Source organism: Pedobacter hartonius (assembly GCF_900107535.1).
GTDB classification, from domain to species: Bacteria; Bacteroidota; Bacteroidia; order Sphingobacteriales; family Sphingobacteriaceae; genus Pedobacter; species Pedobacter hartonius.
In genome coordinates this window covers 88,991-111,880 of record NZ_FNRA01000001.1, presented here as the reverse complement: position 1 = coordinate 111,880, position 22,890 = coordinate 88,991, and the positions used below count along the sequence as shown (strand labels likewise).

22 protein-coding genes are annotated in these 22,890 nt (G+C 43.1%); 7 read left to right on the top strand and 15 right to left on the bottom strand.

The genetic code is table 11. The features are described from left to right. Positions 1–14: 14 nt before the first annotated feature. Positions 15–449: a toxin-antitoxin system YwqK family antitoxin gene (locus BLW16_RS00555; protein WP_090554182.1), complete on the bottom strand. Its 435-nt coding sequence runs from the start codon at positions 447–449 to the stop codon at positions 15–17. A gap of 214 nt (positions 450–663) precedes the next feature. Between BLW16_RS00555 and BLW16_RS00550 the strand changes: the two genes are divergently transcribed. Together BLW16_RS00550 and BLW16_RS00545 are read left to right on the top strand one after the other, a co-directional pair. Next, on the top strand, positions 664–1,227 hold the full coding sequence (locus BLW16_RS00550; RefSeq protein WP_090554180.1) for a YceI family protein: 564 nt from the start codon (positions 664–666) through the stop codon (positions 1,225–1,227). 280 nt (positions 1,228–1,507) lie between these two features. Further along, positions 1,508–1,696 carry a DUF3606 domain-containing protein gene (locus tag BLW16_RS00545; protein WP_090554179.1) on the top strand — a complete coding sequence of 63 codons (189 nt, stop codon included), beginning with the start codon at positions 1,508–1,510 and terminating at the stop codon, positions 1,694–1,696. 41 nt (positions 1,697–1,737) lie between these two features. Here the strand turns inward: BLW16_RS00545 and BLW16_RS00540 are convergent, their stop codons facing one another. After that, a complete protein-coding gene (locus tag BLW16_RS00540; protein WP_090554177.1) occupies positions 1,738–1,995 on the bottom strand; it encodes a hypothetical protein in 258 nt (85 codons plus the stop codon). Between the two features lie 44 nt (positions 1,996–2,039). Here BLW16_RS00540 and BLW16_RS00535 point away from each other — a divergent pair, with 44 nt between their 5' ends. From BLW16_RS00535 to BLW16_RS00520, 4 genes are all read left to right on the top strand, one after another. After that, positions 2,040–2,222: a hypothetical protein gene (locus BLW16_RS00535; RefSeq protein WP_090555158.1), complete on the top strand. Its 183-nt coding sequence runs from the start codon at positions 2,040–2,042 to the stop codon at positions 2,220–2,222. 52 nt (positions 2,223–2,274) lie between these two features. Then, positions 2,275–2,412: a hypothetical protein gene (locus BLW16_RS23120; RefSeq protein ID WP_175470445.1), complete on the top strand. Its 138-nt coding sequence runs from the start codon at positions 2,275–2,277 to the stop codon at positions 2,410–2,412. A 180-nt stretch (positions 2,413–2,592) separates the two neighbouring features. Then, positions 2,593–2,922 (top strand): hypothetical protein, encoded by a 330-nt coding sequence (locus BLW16_RS00525; RefSeq protein WP_090554174.1) that lies wholly within the window; start codon positions 2,593–2,595, stop codon positions 2,920–2,922. A 41-nt stretch (positions 2,923–2,963) separates the two neighbouring features. Next, entirely contained in the window at positions 2,964–3,191 is a 228-nt protein-coding gene (locus BLW16_RS00520) for a hypothetical protein (RefSeq protein ID WP_090554173.1), read from the top strand. Between the two features lie 150 nt (positions 3,192–3,341). Here the strand turns inward: BLW16_RS00520 and BLW16_RS22895 are convergent, their stop codons facing one another. From BLW16_RS22895 to BLW16_RS00485, 8 genes are all read right to left on the bottom strand, one after another. Further along, positions 3,342–3,524 carry a hypothetical protein gene (locus BLW16_RS22895; protein ID WP_139298226.1) on the bottom strand — a complete coding sequence of 61 codons (183 nt, stop codon included), beginning with the start codon at positions 3,522–3,524 and terminating at the stop codon, positions 3,342–3,344. 77 nt (positions 3,525–3,601) lie between these two features. Next, a complete protein-coding gene (locus tag BLW16_RS00510) occupies positions 3,602–5,284 on the bottom strand; it encodes an arylsulfatase (RefSeq protein WP_245735090.1) in 1,683 nt (560 codons plus the stop codon). A 215-nt stretch (positions 5,285–5,499) separates the two neighbouring features. Continuing rightward, entirely contained in the window at positions 5,500–7,050 is a 1,551-nt protein-coding gene (locus BLW16_RS00505) for a RagB/SusD family nutrient uptake outer membrane protein (protein ID WP_090554170.1), read from the bottom strand. A 27-nt stretch (positions 7,051–7,077) separates the two neighbouring features. Next, entirely contained in the window at positions 7,078–10,158 is a 3,081-nt protein-coding gene (locus BLW16_RS00500; protein ID WP_090554168.1) for a SusC/RagA family TonB-linked outer membrane protein, read from the bottom strand. A 306-nt stretch (positions 10,159–10,464) separates the two neighbouring features. Continuing rightward, a complete protein-coding gene (locus BLW16_RS00495; protein WP_090554167.1) occupies positions 10,465–11,433 on the bottom strand; it encodes a sterol desaturase family protein in 969 nt (322 codons plus the stop codon). Between the two features lie 11 nt (positions 11,434–11,444). Further along, positions 11,445–11,630 (bottom strand): hypothetical protein, encoded by a 186-nt coding sequence (locus BLW16_RS00490; RefSeq protein WP_090554165.1) that lies wholly within the window; start codon positions 11,628–11,630, stop codon positions 11,445–11,447. Then, entirely contained in the window at positions 11,630–11,800 is a 171-nt protein-coding gene (locus BLW16_RS23115; protein ID WP_175470444.1) for a hypothetical protein, read from the bottom strand. The genes BLW16_RS00490 and BLW16_RS23115 overlap by 1 nt, the downstream gene beginning before the upstream one ends. A gap of 459 nt (positions 11,801–12,259) precedes the next feature. Then, complete coding sequence (locus BLW16_RS00485; RefSeq protein WP_090554164.1) at positions 12,260–12,763, bottom strand: RNA polymerase sigma factor; 504 nt, start codon at positions 12,761–12,763, stop codon at positions 12,260–12,262. Positions 12,764–13,393: 630 nt separating this feature from the next. On the opposite strand from BLW16_RS00485, the gene BLW16_RS23970 reads away from it, so the two are divergent. Next, positions 13,394–13,642: a DUF72 domain-containing protein gene (locus BLW16_RS23970; protein WP_139298250.1), complete on the top strand. Its 249-nt coding sequence runs from the start codon at positions 13,394–13,396 to the stop codon at positions 13,640–13,642. On the opposite strand, the gene BLW16_RS00480 is transcribed toward BLW16_RS23970, so the two are convergent. The 5 genes from BLW16_RS00480 to BLW16_RS00460 form a co-directional block, all read right to left on the bottom strand. Beyond that, complete coding sequence (locus BLW16_RS00480; protein WP_090554162.1) at positions 13,639–14,547, bottom strand: metallophosphoesterase family protein; 909 nt, start codon at positions 14,545–14,547, stop codon at positions 13,639–13,641. The genes BLW16_RS23970 and BLW16_RS00480 overlap by 4 nt on opposite strands. 464 nt (positions 14,548–15,011) lie before the next feature. Next, positions 15,012–15,494, bottom strand: coding sequence for a DNA/RNA non-specific endonuclease (locus tag BLW16_RS00475; RefSeq protein WP_245735089.1), 483 nt, complete (start codon positions 15,492–15,494; stop codon positions 15,012–15,014). 486 nt (positions 15,495–15,980) lie between these two features. Continuing rightward, complete coding sequence (locus BLW16_RS00470) at positions 15,981–18,047, bottom strand: family 43 glycosylhydrolase (protein ID WP_090554161.1); 2,067 nt, start codon at positions 18,045–18,047, stop codon at positions 15,981–15,983. A 19-nt stretch (positions 18,048–18,066) separates the two neighbouring features. Continuing rightward, positions 18,067–19,680: a RagB/SusD family nutrient uptake outer membrane protein gene (locus tag BLW16_RS00465; RefSeq protein WP_245735088.1), complete on the bottom strand. Its 1,614-nt coding sequence runs from the start codon at positions 19,678–19,680 to the stop codon at positions 18,067–18,069. Positions 19,681–19,689: 9 nt separating this feature from the next. Beyond that, positions 19,690–22,698, bottom strand: a complete 3,009-nt coding sequence (locus BLW16_RS00460; RefSeq protein WP_090554160.1) for a SusC/RagA family TonB-linked outer membrane protein — start codon at positions 22,696–22,698, stop codon at positions 19,690–19,692. Positions 22,699–22,890: the final 192 nt, after the last annotated feature.

Genomic DNA, 22,890 nt, shown 5'->3' with positions numbered 1-22,890 from the left:
CCGCCGCCTGGTTTCTACTTCACCAAAATCTCCTCAGGATCGAGGTCTTTCCTGTAGATCCTGATGAAGTCCAGCCTGCCGTTTAGATCAAAGAACTCCCATTTTCCGATATAAAACCAATGTATATATCCTTCTTTTTCCATTGTTTTAACAGTTTTTCCAATTGAATTGATTTTTCCGTTCGGATAATAAAAGGTGGTGTAGCAGGTGTCACGCTTATATTTCTCTTTAGATAAAAGATGACCATTGGCATAGGTTTTCCATGTGCCTCTCTCAACACCCATTTTATAATACTGTACTCTTTTATATTCCACGGTATCAAGGTTCGTTTTTTCAACCCATTTACCCACCTTAATGCCATTTTTGTAGCGGTTGGTAGCGCAGCCGCAAATCATCAAAAATGTTATGCCTGCTGTCAGCAGCATTGAAACAGGATCTTTAATTTCCATCTGATTTTCTTTTATTCTAACTTACAACTAATGTGTTAGTTGTGCAACTATACAGTTAGTTTTCTTTTGTTTTTGTCCGGAATCATTGGAAGTCCTGTTTAAAGTATATCAATATACATGCGCTACAAGTCGGGAAAAAAATATCCCCATATTCGGGTGTTGTACAGAGGGGATAGAAGTTACAAATTTGAAATTCTCTTAAAAACCACAGCGTATGGCTACATGGAAGATAGATCCTGCTCACAGCACAGTACAGTTCAGGGTAAAATATCTAATGCTTACCGCAGTCACAGGATATTTCACAGATTTCAAGGTAGATGTTGAAAGCGAGGGCGACAATATCAGGAGTAACCCTGCTATTCATTTTACCGCCGAAGTTAACTCTATACAAACAGGTAATCACCAAAGGGACGGACATCTGAAATCAGATGATTTCTTTGATCCCGCAAAACATGAACAGATCAGGTTTAAAGGAACGGAGCTTGAACAGATTGGAGTTATCAAATACCCTTTTCCAATTGGCCCCCGTCAGAAAAGTTACCGTTTGCAAGGTGACCTGACAATCAAAGGGATCACCAAATCTGTTACTTTAAAAGTTGACTATGAAGGTCAGGTTACCGATAAGCAAAACCGGATCATCACAGGTTTTACGGTAACCGGAAAACTTTCGAGAATTGAATTTGGGATGAACTCAGCAGAGAAAACCGGTGCAGGAAAACTCGTTGTCAGCGACGAAATCCGTATCAGCTGCGATATTCAGCTGATCAAAACTGCCTGATGCGGAATAAACCTTTTTTACACTGTCATTCTTTAGCTACAGCATTTTTACTCCATAATCAGGATATGCATTTTTACACGATAACATGCTTAGCAGTGCTACAAGCAGAATAAGGTGGATATAGATTGAAATAATTTTTGTCATACATACAACTATAAAAAGTCCTGATTTATAAAATCACCTCTTTGGTAGCGTAAAGTGAAGGCATGAGCAGCGCCTTCTTCATTTCAAAACACTTTTACAATATCAGTTGTATTATAAATACCTAAATACTAAAACTATGGTACCAAATGGGAATAAGCCGGCAGGCACAGAAGAAAACCAGACGGGCAGAGAAGAGGGACATGAGTTCTCTTACCTGGAAAGTAAAATGAACATAGACCGGGCTGCAATTATGGAAGCGATAGACCAGGTCGGTAATGACAAGGCGAAGGTAGAGGAATACCTAACTAACACAAGAGGTCTTTAACAAGTCTTTACAATAAAGCCCTGCTACAGGGCTTTATTATTTCAGGCAACTCTGAAAGCATAACCGCTGATTTTTTTACATTTCTCTCTGTCAACGGCTAAAAAAAGCTCAGGCTGGAGCACGCTACGGCTTGATGTTTCTAAAATTGAGTAAGGAATAATATCACATCGAGTTGAGCAGGGAGGAGGATGCCGGCAGATGCTGCGCAGATTTGACTGCTCCGCAAGTTTATGACCTAATTGCTGATTGTAAGATAAAAAATCATCGCGGGTTTCAGCACCATGTTTTTTACTAAACATTGTATGAAACACCCTGTTATATCGTCTCATCTAAACTTAAGAAAATGGGATTATTCAAAACTATTTTTATCAGTGCCGCGATATACGGTGCTTATAAATTCCTGACAGAACCGGACGTTCTTGGTAATACCAGGCTTGATAAAATCAAAGAACAAATGCCGGAATTAATAGAAAAGGCAAAATTGGCTAAAGAAGACATATGGGCCGGACGAATGCCTCAGATCTAACATTCAACCGGATGAGCAAGGGTACTTGCGTTACAATATTTTATCAAGTTATATGTTCCGAGTACTAAAAACTTCTACAAAAATTGTCATCGGCGTGGTGCTCTTGCTTTTCCTGGTTTTTCTGGCATTACCTTCACTTGAAGGTCTGCCTTTTAAAAGAATGTCTGATTTTGATATGAACATCAGCTGACAGGTGTACCAAATCCTTTCCCCTTGGGTAAGATATAAACACCATATCGCAGGAATACTGCCTGCCGCTTGTAACAAAGCGCTGCGATTGCATTTGCTGGTTACTGATTAAAGACCGACTAAAAAATAAATCATAATTTATTTTAATTACTAAAAATATTAGCATATTTTTGCTGCCGTTATGCAAAAAGAATTCAACAAAAAGCTCAATATACACCTTAATCAATGGGTACAGAATAGTCAGTCTATTAGCTGGTCAGTAACTGGCCAGTCTTTTTTCAGTGTGCAGAAAGACAGCAATGTTGTAGTTAATTTCAACCTGCTGAGTGAGACGTACCGGAATAAACATATCGCCAGTCAGCCTGGTAGTTATTGCAATATGTTTCTTGCCGTACTACAGCCTTATCTGGCCGAGTTCCTTATTCAATCCGGAATCAGGGAATACCATTTTACTTTTTGTTTTCTAATGAACGGAACAGCCTTTAAAGACTGTTTGGTTACAGCCGCTTAATATCATTAGATGTCTAATAATAATTAGAAAGACGAGGTCATATGAAGGTTTATCATTATTCATTGCCTGATAGTCAGGAAGACATTATCATTATAGCACCAATTCAGGATGAGGAGGAATATCTTGTGGTATGGGAAGGAGAAGAATTAGGTTATATCTATCCAATCTTAAATAACGATACATTTTTTATCGATTGGAAGGGTAGCAATCCCATCCTCAATTTACTGGCAAAACAACTTGGGATATTTATCGAAGATTCTGGCTTATAACTGCGCCATTGCCAGCGATGCAATGGCGCAGAATATGGATAAAGATGATTTTATTTCATGGAATCTTTTCTGTTATCGTAGAACTCCAACAGTGGTCTTGTGGTAATTTTGTCTACCAGCTTTTTGTTCCGGCTGAAGTTTGCGCTTTTGCTACCCACTTGTTCCAGTAGCTGTAAGGCCTGGTCTGTCAGATACTGGAATATGTCCGTTTGTGAATTGCTCTGATGGGTTGATGAGCGCATGTAGCTCAATACCTGTGACTACTAACTGTTCAGTATTTCTTACTTCAGCAGCATACACAAAGGAGGGCACAACAGGTAGAATTGATGCCATTCCGGCTGAGCGTAAAAATGTTCGCCTTGAGAGTCCGTGGTCAGCATGATTTTTTTTGTATTCATAGGATGATATTATTACTTTATATAATTCTGATGTAGTCTCTGATTGTATACATCATACCAGTCAATAAACGGATATACATTGTTCTTTTTTGCCTGAATTTCGAAAAGTGCCTTCAGCTCTTTTAGTTTCTCCAGATTTTTTTTTGCCAGGTCTGTACGCTCGTTGAAATCGGTTGTCAGGTTATATAGCTCCCAGATATCTTCATCAAAGCTCTGGTCAGCTATAGTTTGACCGGCTTTGAAATTTCCGAGTTCAACGTTATCCGGATGATGGGCAGCTTCAGCTTTCCATCCGTTATTGTATACTGAACGTGCTCCGAAAATGTAAAAATGTTGTAAATTATGCTTTGAAGGTGCCTTCGCATCGTTAAACGAATATACCAGCGAGGTACCCTGCAGCGTATCCTGTTTGATACCGCGGATGTACTCAGGTAATTTTATTCCAATATATTCCAGGGTTGTAGGCAATACATCAATAACATGGCCATATTGGTTCCGGATGGCCCCTTTGTCTTTGATACCTTTAGGATAAAAAACAATCAGCGGGTTACGGGTGCCTCCTTCAGAATTGGCATCTTGTTTCCAGTATTTAAAAGGGGTGTTGGCGGCTTGCGCCCAGCCCAGGGGATAATTGGCGGCAGCTTCCGGAGTGCCGATGTCATCAATATCTTCCAGGTTTTTTTTCAGGTAGGCCTCTTCCGTAGCGGTTCTTGCTGAGTTCTGCGCATCAATTGTCCCGTAGACCGTACCCTCCTTGCTGGCCCCGTTATCACCAATAATCACAAATACCAAGGTATTGTCCAGCTGTCCGCTTTGTTTCAAATGGCCGATCAGTCTGCCCACCTCCTGGTCAGTATAGGTCAGGTATCCGGCATATACCTCCATAAAACGTGCGTAAAGCTTCCTCTCTTCGGGTTTGAGCGAACTCCATGCCGGAATCCTGGTATTACGTTCCGGCAATTTGGCATAAGCGGGGATGATGCCGAGCTTCTTTTGTCTTTCAATTACCTTCTCCCTGAAATCGTCCCATCCTGAATCAAACTGGCCTTTGTACAGATTGCTCCATTCTGTGGCGACCTGGTGTGGCGAATGTGTTGCGCCGGGCGCATAGTATAAAAAGAAAGGTTTATCGGGAGCCGCTTTATGCTGTCTGTTCAGAAAGCTGATTGCTTTATCAGTAATCTGTTCATTTAGGTGACGTCCGTCCGGTTTTACGTGTGCATTATCTTCTACCAGGTCTGGTTTATACTGGTCGGTTGCCGACCCCAGGAAACCAAAGAAATGGTCAAAGCCCTTACCCAGCGGCCAGCGGTCAAACGGACCTGCATCCGTAGCATCCTCATCCGGCGTTAAGCCATACTTGCCAACGGCAAAAGTATTGTACCCATTTTCGCGGAGTATTTCTGCTACAGTTCCTTTATCGGCGGGTATCCTTCCGTCGTATCCGGGGAAACCTGCAGACATTCTTACGTGCGAAAATCCACCTTCATGTACGTAATGATGGTTCCGCCCCGTCAGCAATGAGGCGCGGGTGGGGGCACAGATCCCTGCAGTATGAAAATTGGTATAACGTAACCCCTGATTGGCCAGGGTATCAAAATTTGGTGTTTTTATCAATCCGCCAAAAGTGGCGGATGCTCCGAAGCCTACATCATCAAGAATGATCCACACTACATTGGGCGCGTCCTTTGGCACTTTATGCTGCGGAGCGGGCCACCATTCTTTGGAATCGTTCAGCGTTTTACTACAACCCCGCCATAAGCGGCTGCCTGGTTGTTTTGTGCATTTCCCTGTGATATGAAGAGCAAACTGAATATCAAGGTTGCATAAATGCTCCTGTTTTGTATCAAAAGGGTGCCTGAGAGGTTTAAGTTTTTCATGGGATTTATTTTTTATAGTTATGGATTTTTTTATTGCCAGCCCGGGTTCTGGGTAAGTTTTCCGTTGCTGTTATCTATTTCCTGTTGCGGAATAGGGAACAAGTAAAATTTCCCCTTTGCACCTTTGCTCACATTGGTCTTTCCCACCTTAAGCAGGCTGACTTCCAGGATTCCGTTTCCTGCGGCATCTTTTTCCCTGATCAGATCAAACCAGCGCTGGTATTCAAACACCAGCTCAAGCCTGCGTTCCAGGTATACTGCCTCTCTGAACCCGGCTTGTGTGAGCCCGGCGAGCGCTGAAAGCCCGGCGCGCGCTCTTACACGGTTGACGGAAGCATAAGCTTTGCCCGACGGCCCGTTGAGTTCATTTTCTGCCTCTGCGTAGATGAGTAGTATTTCGGAGAACCTGATGATGGGTACGTTTGCGCCAGACTCACTTTCATTGGCTACTACAGCAGGGTCGAAATACTTATTGAAAAAAGGAATGGAGTCATTCGGAATACTGGCATCGTTCAGTCTGCCGTAATACAGTTTAGTAGAAGGACTCAGAAAGCTGGTAACAAAACTCACCCTCTTTCTTTTGTCGCTCGCTGCGTATAATTTATACACGCTAAAGAATTTATCGGTACCGCCGGGTTTGGTCGCGTCAGGAACAGTGTAAAACACTACCTGATTTGCATAATTTCCCTGTACGCCCGGAATACCTGTATAGATGGACCTTGGCGCTTCATTATTTCCCTGCCCCCCAGAGTTTGCCTTGAACTGGGCGGAGAAAATGTGTTCTCTTCCATTTTCTGAAGCGGGTAAAAAGACATCTGCGTAATTGCTAAAAAGATCATATCCATATGGGCCGTTGATCACCAGTTCAGCCTGGGTTACGGCCTTCGCCCATTTGGCCTGGGTAAGATAAACTTTGGCCAACAAAGAATTTGCCGCTCCTGCGGTAGCCCTGCCAAGATCGGCGCTGGTATAACTGTTTGGCAGGTCAGCTGCCGCCGAGCTGAGGTCAGTCTCTATCTGTTCATATACCAGGGCTGTGGGGGTTCTTGACACCTGCTGATCGGCTAAATTGATAGAGTTCTGGGCATGCAGTATCAATGGAACATCTCCATATAAACGTACCAGGTTGAAATAGTACAATGCCCTCAGAAATTTTGCTTCCGCTACCAGCCGTTTATTTAAGGTGGCATCAAAAGTGATATGCGGGATAGTATCAATGGCAATATTTGCTTTTTTGATAGCTGCATAATGCTGCTGCCAGATCTGCAGGACACGCAGTCCTGAAGATGAATGGCCAAGCACCGCCTGTGAACGTACATCTGCGTTGGTAGCACCCGGACCCGGGCCTTCATCATCGGCCATAAAATCCATTCCTGTGTTAAAAAGGGTATTGTACGGGGTTTGTACACTAGTGGCACCAGCGTTCAACAGTGAATATGCTGCGCTAACAGCGGCCTCAGCATCCTTCTGCGTTTTATAAAACTGATCGGCCGGTATGAATGAGCTTGGGTCTTCATTCAGTTTGGCGCAGGAAACAGCTCCGAGGGCAAATAGTATCATTAAGTATTTTAAGATTTTCATAATCGTATTTTTAGAGCTCAATTGATATTACAAAGTGATACCTATTCCGGCTATCAGGGATTTACTGTTTGGATAAGCACCATTATCTACACCTGCACCAATGGCAGATTGTTCATTACTGCTCACTTCGGGGTCGTAACCGGTGTATTTTGTCCAGGTAGCCAGGTTCTGTGCATTTACATAAATCCTGATCTTTTTAAAAGGAGAGCGGGACAATACTGATTGCGGGAAAGTATAACCCAGGCTCAGGCTTTTCAACCTCAGATATGAACCGTTTTCTATGAAACGGTCGGAAATTGTTCCAGCCGGATCCTGAAAAGCACTATGCACATCCGTATTGGTATTGGTTGCGGTATAACGGTTAAGAAGGGTAGTTGTAGCATTGGTATAACCGGTGCCCAACTCTAACACTGCCCTTTGGACATTGTAGATTTTATTGCCATAAGAACCCTGCAGGAATACGCTCAGGTCAATGTTTTTAAAGGCAAAAGTATTGGTAATACCTCCGGTAAATTTTGGCTGGGCATTACCGAGGATCAGCCTGTCTGATGTTTGTGTGATCTGGCCGTCGTGGTTAACATCAAGATAAGCCTGTCCTCCCACAGCTGTATTGGCCGCCGGAGTTAAAGCGGGCTGGCCCTGCTGAATCAGTCCGTTAGTTTCATAGCCAATGAAAGATCCTATAGGTTCGCCTACCCTGATGATGGAAGGTGAGGAAGAGTCCGGTATAAACTGTGTGATCCCGTTACCCCCAAGGCTAAGTACTTTGTTCCGGTTCACGGCAAATACAATATTGGTATTCCAGACAAATGGGCCGGTGAGGTTACGCGTAGCTAAACTGAATTCAAATCCTTTATTTTCCACCTCGCCTACATTTTCATACTGCTGTGCATTGGTGAGGGAATTGTTGGTGATGATTGTCAGCCCGCTGGTGGAAGGCATCGGCACATAGAGCAGCAGATTTGTTGTTTTTTTATAGTAAACATCTCCTGTTAAGGTGATTCTGTCCTTTAGCAGTCCGAGGTCAAAACCAAAGTCATACTGAGTCGTTTTTTCCCAGGTAAGATTTGGGTTGAACAGACTGTTCGGTGCGAAACCTGCAACGGTAGTGTTGCCAAAATTATAGCGGTAGTATCCCAGTTGAGAGTACGACTGATAAGCGGGGATATCACTGTTGCCTGTTTGCCCCGCACTGATCCTGAGTTTCAGTTGACTGATCTGGGTCACCCCCTTCAAAAAATCTTCGCTAGAGGCATTCCAGGCAAATACTGCGGAAGGGAATGAAGCCCACTGATGGCCGGGGGCGAATTTGGAAGACCCATCCGCCCGTATGGTTAAAGTAACCAGGTATTTGCTATCGAAGCCATAATTTACCCTTGCCAGGTAAGATTTCAGTGCCCAGGTATTGGAAGACGAAGCAGGCGCCGCGGCAAATCCCGCTCCTGATATGGAAGTGATACTGCCTGCGGACAGATTATTGTAAGTACTGTAGTCGCTTACAAATCCTGAGGAACCTGTTATTGCGCCTTCACCTTTAAATTGTTGCTGGGTAAAACCGGCAAGGATATTCACAGCATGGCGGCCTATTAGTTTATTGTAGGTAAGCGTATTCTCGTTGAGCCAGTTGGTAGAACTCAGTGTACCGGTTTCGCCAAGTCCGGCATAACCAGCTCCTTCATACACTGAAGCCGGCAAATAACGGTTTTGTTTGTTATTGATGAGGTCTATACCGGCCAGTAATCTTGCGGTCAGGTTATCGGTGATCTTGTAGTCACCCGAAACGTTGCCCAATACACGGGTTGTAGCCGTTGTATTGATCTGATTATACAGGGTATTTATGGGATTGCCATAAGTACCTTCAAATATATTTTTTACAAAGAAAGAACCCTCTGCGTTATAAACGGGTGTTGTTGGTGTCATCAGCAGGATCGCCGGAACTACGCCGGAGGGCGCAATCCGGGCGCTTGTGCGGCTGCCGGTAATAAAAGAAGATATCTTCAGTTTATCGTTATAATCGTGTTCCACGTTTACCCGGCCGGCATAACGCTCAAAATCAGTATTTTGTAAGATACCATCCTGCTTCATGTAGTTCCCGGAAAATGCAAGCCGTGTTTTATCGGTTCCCGAAAGGATGGATAAATTGTGGTTCTGCATGTAAGCCTTCCTGAAAGCTGCATCCTGCCAGTCTGTATCTGCATTGTAGGGATTCAGTACCGCTGTGGTTTGAGGAGCCTTTCCCGTATTCACCAATGCATCATTCCTGAGTGATATCCACTGATCAGTATTTAACAGGGATATGGTTTTGATCACTTCCTGCTGTCCATAACTCCCATCGTAATTGATAGAAGATACGCCTGCCCGGCCTTTTTTTGTAGTGATGATGATTACTCCATTTGCACCACGTGTTCCATAAATGGCAGTAGCCGATGCATCTTTTAAGACCTCAATGTTTTCTATATCCCCGGTATTGATGGCGGCCAGAGGATTGATCTTAGGGCCATTCGTTACTCCTGCATCGTTCAGTGAGTTGCTGTTGGAGGTCGGAAAACCGTCGATGATGTATAGCGGTTCTGCAACTGCGTTGATAGAATTTACTCCACGAATCTGCACGGTTACACCAGCACCGGGCTGCCCGCTTGCCTGCGTCACCTGGATCCCGGATACAGCTCCCTGCAGTACCTTGTCCAATGATGATACAGGTTGTTTTAAAGCTAAGGCAGGAACAGAAGCCACCGAACCGGTGATGTCCTTTCGTTTCTGCGTTCCGTAACCTACTACCACTACCTGATTCAGTTGATTCTGATCTTTCAGCGCAATTTCTACAGGACTGCCGGTAGCAATGTATCCCTGTTTTTCATATCCGATAAAGGATATGAGCAATTTGTAGGGAAACTTTTGGCCGGTAACGAAACTGAATTTTCCCTCGGTATCTGTTTGCACCATATGGGTTGTGCCTTCTATTCGAACCACAGCTCCTGGCAATGGTTCTTTTGTAGTGCCATCTATTACCCTGCCTACCAGCTTGGAATTGATAAGCGGAACTATTTGCTGAGCTGTAGCGATGAAAACGCTTAAGAATAACAATGAACTGAGTATGATTTTTTTCATATCGCCGTTTTATATAAGGGAGTTCTTAAAAAATCAGACGAATGATAAAGTGCGACCTTAGGTCGTTGTATGGGCCGGGCATAGGAGGGCCTATAGCCATTCCCGACTTTTGCAAAATTTTGCATAAATTTGAGTTAGTTTAAAATGACACCATAGAAACAGCTCCAGCATCACTTGATAACTGTTTCGTTGTTTTAATACTTAGGAGGGAAAAGCAATTGCTTTTCCCTTGTTTGAGATTGTTAATTACCGAATATTGCAAATCCTTGGTTTTACACTTCTGTATTATCCGTAGCGACAAAGCTTTTATTTTATTGGAATGGGTACCAGATCCGGTGTCCCCTGCACATCCTCTTTTGTTACAGGATCTGCCTTCAGCGGTCTGTACAACTGATGTTCCTGTAAGGGTACATCGGCTTTAACTACCGGTCCGTCGGCAGCCAGTTCACTACCAGGAACTTTAGATTTGAAGATTGGCCACAATAACTGCGCATACCATTGATCGCCTTCATAGTGGGAAATACCGTAGGCTGCAGGGTATTGCCTGGATATATGGGCTGTTCCAAAAATAACATCCCAGAGGAAAAACATATTTCCGAAATTGCCTTTGTAATAACCTATGCCATCATCTGTAGTAGCGGCATGATGTGCATGATGAGTGGCTGGTGTTGATATGGTTCTTTCCAGTACCCAGGCAAGAGGATGGAGTATTCTGTACTGATAAAAAGGTTTATCCCAGGGAATACTGGAATGTGCCAGTGTGGTGATGGTACCTTTGATGGCTCTTACCATGATGGCAGGGATACCCAGGCCAAGATACACCAACGCTGTAGTGAGGTAAGTTTGCGAAAAGAAGAGCGAGTAGATCAGGTTCTGCCTGCTGGCCATGGCCATTCCCATATAAGAAGCGGAGTGATGTGTTCTGTGGAAACGCCATAACCAGGGCACTTCGTGGTGCAGGCGATGGTACCAGTACTGAGTGAGGTCGTCTGCCACAGCGATAATGATAAATCCCCAGAAAAAGGGCACCCAGTTAAAAGTATCTTTAAGCCCTGGAAGCAGCTGCGGCAGGATAATAAGTCCGTAATAAGCAACTACAGGTCTGATTACCAATCGCGGGATCGTAAAGCAGGCAATATCCACCCATTTTTCATTTTTATTCCAGCGGTTTTTATATAGTCCGAAGGAGAATTCCAGTATTCCCAGGAACAGCACTAAAACGGAAAAGCCGTAGCCGTTTAAGTTTTCAATTATTTTTTTTATCGTTTCAATCATAGCCGTAATATTTAAGGTTGAGCAGGTTTATTTTTTGCGGAGACAGCTGAGGTTTTTGCCGGTTGTTTTTTCTCCCAGGGCCGCTGCCCGGTGAAATAGAACGTTACGAACATTAATAAGATGGGCAGGGCATAGAGAAAAAGGCTCAGTAACGCGTTTCTCACAATTCTTGATTGTGTAGTTTTTTCAAGTTTCATTATCTGGTTGAATTAGGTTGTTTAATAGCCGCCGAATCTGGCGCGTGATTTTCAGAAAGGAGTTTTTGGGTGAGCCACAGGCCTCCGAAGATGATAATAAAAGGTATTGTAGTGATAATAATACCCACCAATATCTTCTTGCCCAGCAAGGATAGGTCATTAATAGTCATGATATTTCAGATTTTAATAAAAAAATAGATCCAGACAGATCACGCAAATGGATACGTCCGTCCTTTGAATTCAGTTGATTTGGAAGATTAAAATTGTGCTACTGATGAATTGCAGTAGCTTTTGCTTACAGCTGGACTAACAGCAACAACAACAACACTGACCATCTGAAATGAGATCAGCAGTAAACCGAAGAGAGGCAAGTGAGGAAGAAGCGTCAGAATTGGTATACATTTTTCTATGTTTTAGGATAATTGATCTTTAATTATCTGTAACTGAGCACAAGATATAAAAATTTATAATTAAATCCACTATTTTAATAGACTTAATTTTAAATAATTAATTTCTTCTGGTTTTAGTGTACTAAAATCCAACTTTCTGAAGAATATAAATTAAAAAAGCCTCAGGTCTGATTATTCAGGACATGAGGCCTTGTAGAAACCGAATATCATCCTATCCGGCTAATTATACATTTTCAGCGTAGACTGTAATAGTTTCCTAGCCACATGAATCCTTGTTTTCACTGTGCCGAGGGGAATGCCGAGTTCCACAGCGATCTCACAATATTTATATCCTTCAAAGTATCTCAAAAAAGGTACGGAATAGACATCAGGTAACATTCTGAAAGCTTTATTGATATCTTCACTCATCAGCCGGTCAATTCCGCGGTTAGTTGCACTGCTTTTTAGTAATTGAAACGAAGTGAAATCCTCAGCGACATCAATGATCTTGTTACGCATAGTGGATTTGCGATAATTATTGATAAACGTATTTCGTAAAATGGTATACAACCAGGCCTGCATGTTGGAGCCTTCGGTATACAGGTTCGCATACCTGATCGCTTTAACAAATGTGTCCTGCACAAGGTCATCTGCATCGTCATAGTTTTTGGTAAACCCAAATGCAAAGTTAAAAAGCATCTGTTTGTGGGCAGTGATCTGATAGTTAAAAGGCATGTTTTCCATAGGTAGATAATTATTAAATGAACATGGGTAGATGTCACTATGAGATATCAACCTGTATACCAATACAGCGAAAAAGGTTGAAAGATGCATGTTATTAGTGAATTTGCCCTGTTTTTTTAATAAATTTTCAATTTTATCGTATCCGGCGCACAATGTTATGCCGGCATTGCATGTATAGGTGTAGGTATCTGACCGGTACGGGAAAAATATGGATACATATTGTGTTTTGAGGTGTATAGTAAAAGAACAGGTAATAAATACGTTTTAACATCGTAGTGTTACGGGTTTTTTGCGAATAAATACTGCATTTTAATTTTGTTTATTTGACATTATAATCCGGTCATGACCCGAGGTATGTTTTAAGGCCATTTATTTTCATTCCCTTTGATTTTTAACCTTCAGCGGAGCTGTAGCAATAATTGACTAGCGTCTGATCGGCATAAACTTTGGCATTTACTATTAAAAAGATGATGACGTACGATCAACTGAACAACGACAAGGTGGAATTGAATTATTTCTCTTATGCCTCCCAACAGCGTAAACGATAACATTGATGCTAATGAAAGTAGTGATGATTTACCAGCCGGTGACGATCGGGCTGTCAGATGAAAATGATAAAGCTTAGATAGTCTGTACTCTTCAAATTATTCATCTGCCCAACTGCAACATTTTGCCAAACAGCTTAAAGGCGGCAAAGAAATTAAAGAGGCATATGTATTTTTCAATAACGATATCAACACTTATACAGTATATAATGCCAGCGAATTAAACAAAATGCTTTTCAGCCAGCAAAATCTGGCGGATAATAACTTAAAATCTTTAATATTACAAACTACTCCTGCAAACGGAAAGAGGAGGACTCATGCAACGGCCAGCTAAACCTGGTAGTTCACATATCGTTCTTCAAAGCTTCCATCGGCAAACAGGTCTATTAGTCCGTAACCCGGCGCAGTTTCACGTCGGTTACCTTTCCACCATGCGCCGCTGACCGCTCCGTCGCAAATATAGGTAACGTTATTATACACAACTTTATCTCTCAAATGAATATGTCCGCTAAGGCAAAGCTTTACATTTGGATGCTGATAAAACAGCTTGATGATTTTCGAAGTGTCGGTATGCATATCCCCACCCAACATTGTCCATCTGTTTACTATATCATCCTCTATCATTAGTGTGGCGGTGAGGATCGGGATGTGTGACAGAATCAGCACCGGCATTTGTTTGTCTGTGGTTTCCAGTTCCTTCTTCAGCCAGTCAAACTGTTCATCGCCCAGTTTGCCAATGTACCAGGTCTGATCAATATCCAGGTGTACACTGTCAAGGACTATAAATTTCCAACCGCCCTGCTGAAAACTATAATAGGGTTTCGGCAGCTGAAGCTGGTTCATGGAATACTCCTTTCCATAAAATGTATGCCCTTTACTGTTTTCGTTCCACCAGATATCATGGTTCCCCAGACAGTATTTTACCGAAAGGCTACATTCTGATTTGATGATACTGTGGGTAAGTTTCCATTGTTCATCAATGGTATTCAGATTCTCTTTGTTCATATCAAATACCACATCTCCGCCATTGAGGATCAAATCAACCTTTGGCGACTGCTGCTGTACATGGTGCAGACATTTGACGTAATTACCCGGTGCTCCCAAATCATTTTTCAGATGTACATCGGTCAGATGGGCAATACGCAAAACGGGTTTTTCGGCGGCAAGCAGGCTTCCAACAGGCAGAGCAGTGCTTAGCACAAGGCCGCCCATGCTTTTTAATACGGTTCTTCTATTCATCTTTTTATCATTTTAAGGGTTTATAAAAAACAGCCGGCCATAAGTATTCCTATAGCTGAAATGCAGCAGTATCACCCACGCTAATCGCAGTTATCAGTTCTATATCGGATACAGGTTGAACAAGGGACATCTACAAACAAAATTATGGAGATTAATTCTGCGAATACATGGAAGTATGTTATCAAAATATTAATTTGTATGAAAGTCCTTATAGTGATATTTCTGATTAGAAAGAGAATGGCAATTACCTGATCGAGATAAATGTTATTACTGATCTTCAGAATGTGTATCTGGGGCTGCAGTCAGATGAGCCGTCCTTGCAAATTTGAAGATGCCCGGTCAAATCAGCCAAAATTTCATATTAGTTGTGTTAATAATCCATGCGGCAGCGCGTTAATTTTTGAACTGCATATATTGATGCAGTTCAAAAATTAATAATAGAAAACCGGTAGAACAAAGCAGATCTAATTTCCGGGATCTTTTACTTTCTCCACTACATCCTGTACTGCCTGCGGCAGACCTGACAGCAAATTATAGCCTGTCTGTGTCTCGATATTCCTAACCGTTACGATATACTGCTTCCAGCCGGCATTGATTGTATTTACATTTGGCGTATTAACGGCAATCACGCGTGTGCCCGATGCTATCCGGCTGATGTCATTATCCCCTGTAGGCATGATAACCGCAACTTTCCAAACGTTGGCAGGCACATTAATTTTTCCATTATCGATGGAGTTAACCACTGATGTACTTGCAGACCCGATTCCGCCGCTTCCGTAGCTACCCATAATGATATAGGCTTCGTTGCCGCTCAGCACTTGTGTCCTGATATAGCTTTCAAAAGACTCCCAAATTTTCTGATTGTTGTTCGGTGCCTGCGGGATCATGTTGGTCATCAGGAAAGTAGCCGAGTCTATCGCAATATCCAGGTTTAGTGCCTGATTCAAAGCCCTCGGTAATCGAATAAGGGGCTGCTGCGGGAGATGTGACAACAGGTGTTTCGGGATTGATGATTGTTTTCTTTGAGCATGCCGAAAACGATATTAGACCTGCAAGCCCGCAGGAAAGAATTATATTTCTGATAGTCATGTGTTTTGCAGTTAGTTTTCCCGGGAGGTGGAGATAGAATAATTTTCCGGAATTGACAGATGGGAGAAATATTTGCTTTGGTTATTGAATGTTATAGTTTAATACTATCACAAGAGTATAAATTTACCAGAGTAATATCATATTAAGTTATTGTTACCTTATGTGGTCGTAGGTGTTTCACACCTCAATGACGAAAGCTTTTAATTCTGACAATTTACCATCCTGAAATCTCCAGACGTCGCAGTAGACCTAACCTTCAGATTGATTTTATTTTGCATGCATATACCATTAACAATGAAAATTGTTGGTAGCAGCTTATTATAGGCAATGAGATAGGGATATAGTTAATTTATATCGGTTGAAAGTAACTGGAAACTGGAACTGTCTGCGGTTAAAATGGCAGGGGCACCAGGTCTGCTGGTAAATTTCATATGGATCAGACCAGTTTTTCTTGGAGATACCTGGTTGTTGGAAAAATGGGTGTGCATTACATACTGATAATTCCCGGAGATGTCTTTGAACAGATCACCATGGCCGGTACCATTATATTTTAAATTCTTTTTACTGATAATGGGGTTTCCTTCGTACTTGGTCCATGGACCTGCAGGAGATGGGGATATAGCATAACCTACTGCATAATCATTGCTTCGGAAATCGTTGGCAGAATATATCATGAAATAGTAATTGCCCTCTTTAACTACTGTAGGCCCTTCCGTTACCGGCCAGGGGGTATTTTCTGTATTCTCCCATTTGGCCGTACCTGAGATACATTCCTTAGCTGTACCAGGAATAACATCCTGGAGGTCCGGAGTCATTTCAGAAACAAAGATCCTGTTGCCTTCCTGTAATTTCACATGATAGAGGTATGGTTTACCGTTTGTGTCAAAAAACACAAACGGGTCAATCTGTTTTCCAGTTCCTGAAATGGCTTTAAGCTGTGTTTGGGTAAATGGACCCAGTGGGCTGGTACTTTTTGCAATTGCAATCTGTTCATTGGCCGTATAGGCCATATAGAACAGATTGTTATGTTTAAAAACCTGGGGTGCCCAGAATCCTTTGCTACCGTATGCATCTCCTTTAAAGAGTGCGTAACCATTTTTTTTGCCCACAAGTCCGGTCCAGGACTTAAGATCTTTGGACTGATATACCCGGAAGCCCTCATCACTGCTGGTCCCATAGAGATAATACATGCCCTGGTCATAAAATATAGTGGGATCTGCCTGATAAATTGACTGTGCCTGACGGGGCAGGTTTGCCTGATATTTTCCTTTGATCATCCAAACTTCCGAATGGGTAGAATACGCGTTGGTACTCGTAATGGCTATAATAGTGTCGTCATTCAGGATACACAAGCTATTCCATAAGCATGATTTATTATCGGGTATGATAAAAGGGATGGATTTATGGCTGAAGTTTTTAGCAGTATTGTCACCTACAACAACTTTCATATTGGCAAAGTCAATGTTGTTTACCCTGCCTTCTGTACCCTGATAGGAGAGGATGGTTTGCCCGGACTTCAGCTGTCGTAAAAAAGGAGCGCCAGCATAAATCCCGGCATCAATTTTTTCTGCCAGGGCATAATTCCTGTTTGGGCTTGCCGCGTTAACGGTAGTGGCCCAGTTTTCCGCCAGGGTATTTCTGATCGTGTAGGGCTTAAAGTTACCTGAGCTATTGTCCTCAATCGAAAATACAATATCCTGCCCGTTGTTGAGCAGTACAGGGACAGGCATTCCGTCCCGTTTAGTTGCACTGAAACTCACTGTTTGAGGTGTTTTAGTCCAGCTTAGCCCATTGTCTGAAGATCTGACCATAGATATATTCTGCTCGTTAGAGCTGGTATATGGGCCTTCGTTAGCAAAAAACAATTGGATTTCACCCGATTGGAGTTGTACTGCTGAAGGTTCCCAGCACCCGTTCTCAAACTGATAACCTGCTTCATAAAGAAGTCTTTCGTCGGTCCAGGTTAATCCACCGTCGGTACTTCTTTTCGTTTTAATGTTAAACTTCCTGGATGGATCAATCAGAGACGGCCTTCCGTTATAACAAGCCAGCAGGGAATGATCCTTTAACTCCAGGATATCCGGGACTGCCATATTAATGCCGCCGGCCTTGAGGGCAACAGAAATAGGGGCCGACCAGTTTGCCCCCAGATCGCTGCTGCGGGTCACCACTATATTGCCATCGCTTTCATAAATGCACAATAAGGATAGATCCGGACGCTGGATCATCCTTGCATAACCAGCATATTTATTGTCTGACGTACCGTTAGATACCTTTTTCAGTGTGGAGTAATCCCATACGATATCGCCTGTCGCCGCCAGTGTTGCTTCAGTACGAATTGTTTTTTTACTGCAGCCCATTATGGCGGTAGCCAGCAGTAGTAAAGAAAGGATAAGGTTTTTTTGTACCATATGGTTAAAATTTATTCGCTTAATAATTAGGGTTTTGCTTCAAATTGGTATTGTTCTCTACCTCAATCTGTGGTAAAGGCAGTCTGATATGTTTGCCAACTACAAAATTTTTGAAGTCAGGATCTCTTAAGGCCACCTCATTCACCCCTGCCTGTGTATCCAGGTCTCCCCAGCGTTTCAGGTCTGCCCATCTTACACTTTCTCCGCATAATTCCAGCAGGCGCTCAGTTTTGAGACGAGTTCTGAACAAGTCTTTATTGCTGCCTATTGCAGGATAAGCCAGTTCCAGGGTAGCCATATTTGAACGTTGGCGTACCATATTAACGTAAGTATAGGCCTGAGTAGTCTGTCCCAGTTCATTCAGTGCTTCGGCATACATCAGCAATACATCCGCATAGCGGATCACACGGTTATTGACCTGGTTAAAATAATCTTCATTGGTACGGTAATAATCACGGGAGTATTTTTTAAACCAGGCTTCATCGGCTCCCCATTGCCAGCTTCTGCCATAGGTTTTGTCGCCAAAGTCAGCTTCAAGTGCCGGGTAAAACAGGGTGTAGCGCAAGCGTGGGTCTATTCCTCCGCTTACTGTTTTTTCTTTTTTGAATTCGCCAACGGTCCAGTACCTGGCTTGTCCGTCCGACCATCCGATACTTCTCGGAGCAAAGAACTGGGCTCTTGTAGTTCCCAGATTAGAATTAGGCGCATCTCCCTCCGCAGTTTTATTGGCATCAGAAAACTGGATTTCAAAAACAGATTCTCTGTTGTTCTCGTTATCTGCCCTGAAATTCTCCTTGAAGTCTACCAAAGCATAATAACTTTTACCAGCACCTGTAACCAGATAGTCGAATGCGGTTTTTGCTTCGGTCCATTTGTGTTGTTGCATGAGTGCTTTGCCCAATAGCGCCTGTGCAGCACCTTTGGTTGGCCGGCCAATATCATCACCTGTCCATTGTTCAGGTAAATCGGCACTTGCTTCCTGCAGATCCTTTTCTACCTGCACCCAAACCTGTGCCAGGCTTGATGCTACGGGTAAATCGGTAGGCGTTTGTAAGGTAGTCACCAGCGGGAAATTTTCCCAAAGGACGGCACCATAATAGTTGTAGTAACCGCGTAAGAATTTAGCCTGCGCCAGGAGCTGTGCTTTCTTTTTTGCATCAGCAAACTGGATATCCGGTACATGGGTAAGTACCTGGTTGCACCTGAAAATAGCTTTATAGAAATCCCGGTAGGTATTTACGTTTCCTTCAAAAAAGTTATAATTTATGTACTGGAACCTGGTCCAGTCGCCCAGTTCAGTCCATGGGCTATTGCTAAAACCTTCATCCGAAGTAAGATCTAACCTGAAATAGATCCAGCGGTTCCAGCCACCGGTTTGAAAAAACATGGCGTATATGGAATTGACCCCTTTTTGGGCGTCAGTTTCCGTTTTCCAGAATTGATCGACTGTGAGTGTATTGGGATTGTCCTGGTTCAGGAGGCTTTTCTTGCAGGAAGCCACACCCATAAGCATGCCCAGAATGATGATTGTTGAAAGTGTCCGTTTCATCGGTATATGTTTTGTATTGCCGGTAAGCCTGTTGAAAGCTGTATTGATCGCTATTATGAAGCGGTAAGCTTTTGATTGTTTCATTTTCTTTTATTAAAAGCTAAATTGTAAACCTAAGGAAACTGATTTCAGGTTGGGAAAAGCACCAAAATCATATCCTTTTTCAAAGATGCTGTTGTTGCTGAATTCCGGGTCCAACCCTTTGTATTTGGTGATAGTAATCAGGTTCTGGCCCGAAAGGGTAATTTGCCCGTTAGTAAATCCGATTTTTGTTAACAGTGGTTGTGGAAGTGAATAGCTGATCCCCACATATTTCAACCTGACAAAGCTGCCATTCTCCAGCCACCTGTCTGTATCGCCGCGGGCATTGGTGGTACTGCCAAAAAATGCGCGTGGAACGTCTGTATTCGGATTTTCCGGCGTCCAGGGTTGTACGCCATGGCGGTAGTTGGAGTTATCTGAGAAATTATCCAGTACACTCCTCGGGCCGTTAAACACTTTGGCACCGAAAGATCCAAACCAGTCCATCGTCAATGAAAATCCTTTATAGGAAGCCCCCAGGTTTAAGCCCAGTTCGTATTTTGCCCATGGGCTGCCAACAATAACTTTATCTAGATTGGTAATAGCACCGTCTCCGTTATTGTCCTTATACCTCACATCTCCGGGTTTGGCGCCAGGCTGGATAACTATTCCTGCACTATTTTTATAATTCGCCACATCGGCATCACTCTGGAACAGGCCGTCAGTCTGCAGCACATACCACCTCCCGATAGCGCCGCCTACTTCCGTTACTGTATTGCCTACAAAGGTCCTGTTTTTATTATATCCAAGGGAGATAACTTTATTTTTCAGGGTAGTTAGATTGGCTGTAGCATTATATTTAAAGGCTTTAGTGTTGTTTTGGTAGGTAGCAGTAAGCTCAAAGCCGCGGTTGCCCAATGTGGCTCCGTTCACAAAAGGGTTACCGCCATCATTGCCCGTAGAGAGCAGCAGCGGATATTCGATCAGTACATCTTTAGTTTTTGAGATGAAATATTCTGCCGTAACGCTGAGTTTGTTTTGCAGGAAAGCTGCATCAAAACCATAATTCTGTTGGGTAACCTGTTCCCATTTCAAATCATTGTTGGCCAGTTTTACCTGAGTGGCCCCTTGTTGGAGGGCCTGTCCAGGACCAAAGGGTACCGTTGAAAAGGTATTAATGATGGCGATATAATCATAGGGACCGATATTGCTGCTGCCAAGGGTACCATAATTTGCCCTTAGTTTTAGATCGTTGATCCAGGAGGAGTGGAAGAACCCTTCTTTACTGATCCGCCAGGCGGCAGATACGGATGGGAAAGTGCCGTATTTATAATCAGGGCCGAACCTGGAAACACCATCACTTCTAATGACACCATTAACCAGGTATTTGTCGTCATAATTATATTCTACACGCCCGAAATAGGAGATAAGGTTAGTCTGATTGCGGAAACCGGCTGTCTGAGCCTCGTTTCCCTGATTAAGCACATCGTAATAACCCCCATTCGAATTGGCCAGGATATTCCGTTTGGTACCACTGATCTGTGCATATCTGTCTTTTTGATACGATTGTCCCAGCAGTGCACTAACACCGTGTTTACCAAATTTCTGGTTAAAATTCAAAGTATTCTCAATGATGACAGTGTTGGATTCTGCCCTGTTTTCGTTGAGGATTGCCGGATCATAGGGCTGGTTTAAGGTCCATGAACCTTCTTTTCGCAGATAAGTGTAATGGTCCCTGCTGGTTTCATAGCCCAGACTAATGCGGTATTTCAGGGATTTAAGCAATTGCAGCTCTGAAAATAAATTGCCCCTGATCCTTAAATTCTCGTTAGTGCGGTCCTCCAGTGAAGCAATTGCCAGGGGATTGGTACCGAATGTGCGCGCGGTATTTTCGTTTCCATAACCAAAACCACCAGGGTTGGCAGCATCATAAACCGGGATAGTTGGCAGCAGCCTGATCACATCTATCACCGGGTTCCCCGATATTTCATCGTTTTTAGCATTACTGATGGCCAGGTTTTCACCAATGGTGAAGATACCTTTGGTGCTTTTGGTATTGACCCGGAAATTATATCTGTCGAAACCCGTGCTGATCACCGCACCTTTATTTTTGAAGTAACCGGCAGATACGAAATAGGTGCCTTCTTTACTGCCGCCGGAAAAGTTCACATTGTAATCCTGTACCAGGCCTGTCTGATAGGCTACATCCTGCCAGTCAGTATTGATGTTCAGGTTGAGCTGTTGATGCCCGAGGTTTGCATTGTCATAGGCCATGAAATTAATCCTTGCAAACTCCTCAGTACCTGCCAGGTCGTATCTTGGAATGGTTTGCACCGTATTCTTTGCAGAGAATGAAACCTGCATTGGTCCGGCAACACCCTTTTTCGTGGTGATAATAATTACACCGTTTGCTGCCCTAGACCCATAAATTGCAGCAGCTGAAGCATCTTTTAAGATTTGGATGCTTTCGATGTCTGCCGGGTTAAAGTCGCGGTTAGCGGTAGTGATCAAACCATCAATCACATAGAGCGGGTTGGAGCCGGACAGATTTTTAAGTCCCCTGATCTGGATCTGTGCTTCGGAGCCGGGTTGTCCGCCACCTCTTACCTTAATCCCTGTTGCCAGTCCCTGTAAAGATTCTGCAACGGTAGTGGCTTGTCTTTTTTGTACATCAGCTACCTTTACAACAGAAATGGCACCTGTAAGATCGCTCTTGCGCTGAGTGCCATAACCTACAACCACCACTTCATTCAGATCGGCAGATTGGCTTTTCAGGTTCACATCGATCAGGGATTTGCCGTTCACAGGGATTTCCAGCGGGGCATAACCGATATAAGAAAATACGAGGATGTCAGTAGCGCCGTTGGTCACCCTGATAGTGTATTTTCCATCCGAACCGCTTACGGTAGCAATTTTGCTTCCCTTTATCTGTACGCCTACACCAGGCAGTGTTCGGCCATCGTCAACTATCGTTCCCGATACAATGGTTTGTGCAAACACTTTGGCATCTAGTGCAAATAAAAGTGTAAATAGCATGAAACAGGATTTCATACTCCCGTTCAAACGTAGAATTTTTTTCATACTTATTAAGATTTAATTTGGTTATTCCAGTGATAGGTTATGAACCTATAAATGGATTGTCTAAATAAGGAATTCAGATTTGATCAATCAGATCAATTTTTGTTCAGATCGTATCATTTTGCCTATTTATTGGCCAAATAACACGGGTGTTTGCTTTTATGAACTTAATTCTGTTAATTTTATCGGTAACCA

Coding starts and splice junctions, on each gene's coding strand:
- BLW16_RS00480 (WP_090554162.1), bottom strand. CDS start 14,547: ATGAATAGAAGAACCGTATTAAAAAGCATGGGCGGCCTTGTGCTAAGC.
- BLW16_RS00535 (WP_090555158.1), top strand. CDS start 2,040: ATGGGATTATTCAAAACTATTTTTATCAGTGCCGCGATATACGGTGCT.
- BLW16_RS00520 (WP_090554173.1), top strand. CDS start 2,964: ATGAAGGTTTATCATTATTCATTGCCTGATAGTCAGGAAGACATTATC.
- BLW16_RS00485 (WP_090554164.1), bottom strand. CDS start 12,763: ATGGAAAACATGCCTTTTAACTATCAGATCACTGCCCACAAACAGATG.
- BLW16_RS00470 (WP_090554161.1), bottom strand. CDS start 18,047: ATGGTACAAAAAAACCTTATCCTTTCTTTACTACTGCTGGCTACCGCC.
- BLW16_RS00550 (WP_090554180.1), top strand. CDS start 664: ATGGCTACATGGAAGATAGATCCTGCTCACAGCACAGTACAGTTCAGG.
- BLW16_RS00555 (WP_090554182.1), bottom strand. CDS start 449: ATGGAAATTAAAGATCCTGTTTCAATGCTGCTGACAGCAGGCATAACA.
- BLW16_RS00500 (WP_090554168.1), bottom strand. CDS start 10,158: ATGAAAAAAATCATACTCAGTTCATTGTTATTCTTAAGCGTTTTCATC.
- BLW16_RS22895 (WP_139298226.1), bottom strand. CDS start 3,524: ATGGCATCAATTCTACCTGTTGTGCCCTCCTTTGTGTATGCTGCTGAA.
- BLW16_RS00465 (WP_245735088.1), bottom strand. CDS start 19,680: ATGAAACAATCAAAAGCTTACCGCTTCATAATAGCGATCAATACAGCT.
- BLW16_RS00495 (WP_090554167.1), bottom strand. CDS start 11,433: ATGATTGAAACGATAAAAAAAATAATTGAAAACTTAAACGGCTACGGC.
- BLW16_RS00460 (WP_090554160.1), bottom strand. CDS start 22,698: ATGAAAAAAATTCTACGTTTGAACGGGAGTATGAAATCCTGTTTCATG.
- BLW16_RS00490 (WP_090554165.1), bottom strand. CDS start 11,630: ATGAAACTTGAAAAAACTACACAATCAAGAATTGTGAGAAACGCGTTA.
- BLW16_RS00505 (WP_090554170.1), bottom strand. CDS start 7,050: ATGAAAATCTTAAAATACTTAATGATACTATTTGCCCTCGGAGCTGTT.
- BLW16_RS00545 (WP_090554179.1), top strand. CDS start 1,508: ATGGTACCAAATGGGAATAAGCCGGCAGGCACAGAAGAAAACCAGACG.
- BLW16_RS00525 (WP_090554174.1), top strand. CDS start 2,593: ATGCAAAAAGAATTCAACAAAAAGCTCAATATACACCTTAATCAATGG.
- BLW16_RS23115 (WP_175470444.1), bottom strand. CDS start 11,800: ATGACTATTAATGACCTATCCTTGCTGGGCAAGAAGATATTGGTGGGT.
- BLW16_RS00540 (WP_090554177.1), bottom strand. CDS start 1,995: ATGTTTAGTAAAAAACATGGTGCTGAAACCCGCGATGATTTTTTATCT.
- BLW16_RS23120 (WP_175470445.1), top strand. CDS start 2,275: ATGTTCCGAGTACTAAAAACTTCTACAAAAATTGTCATCGGCGTGGTG.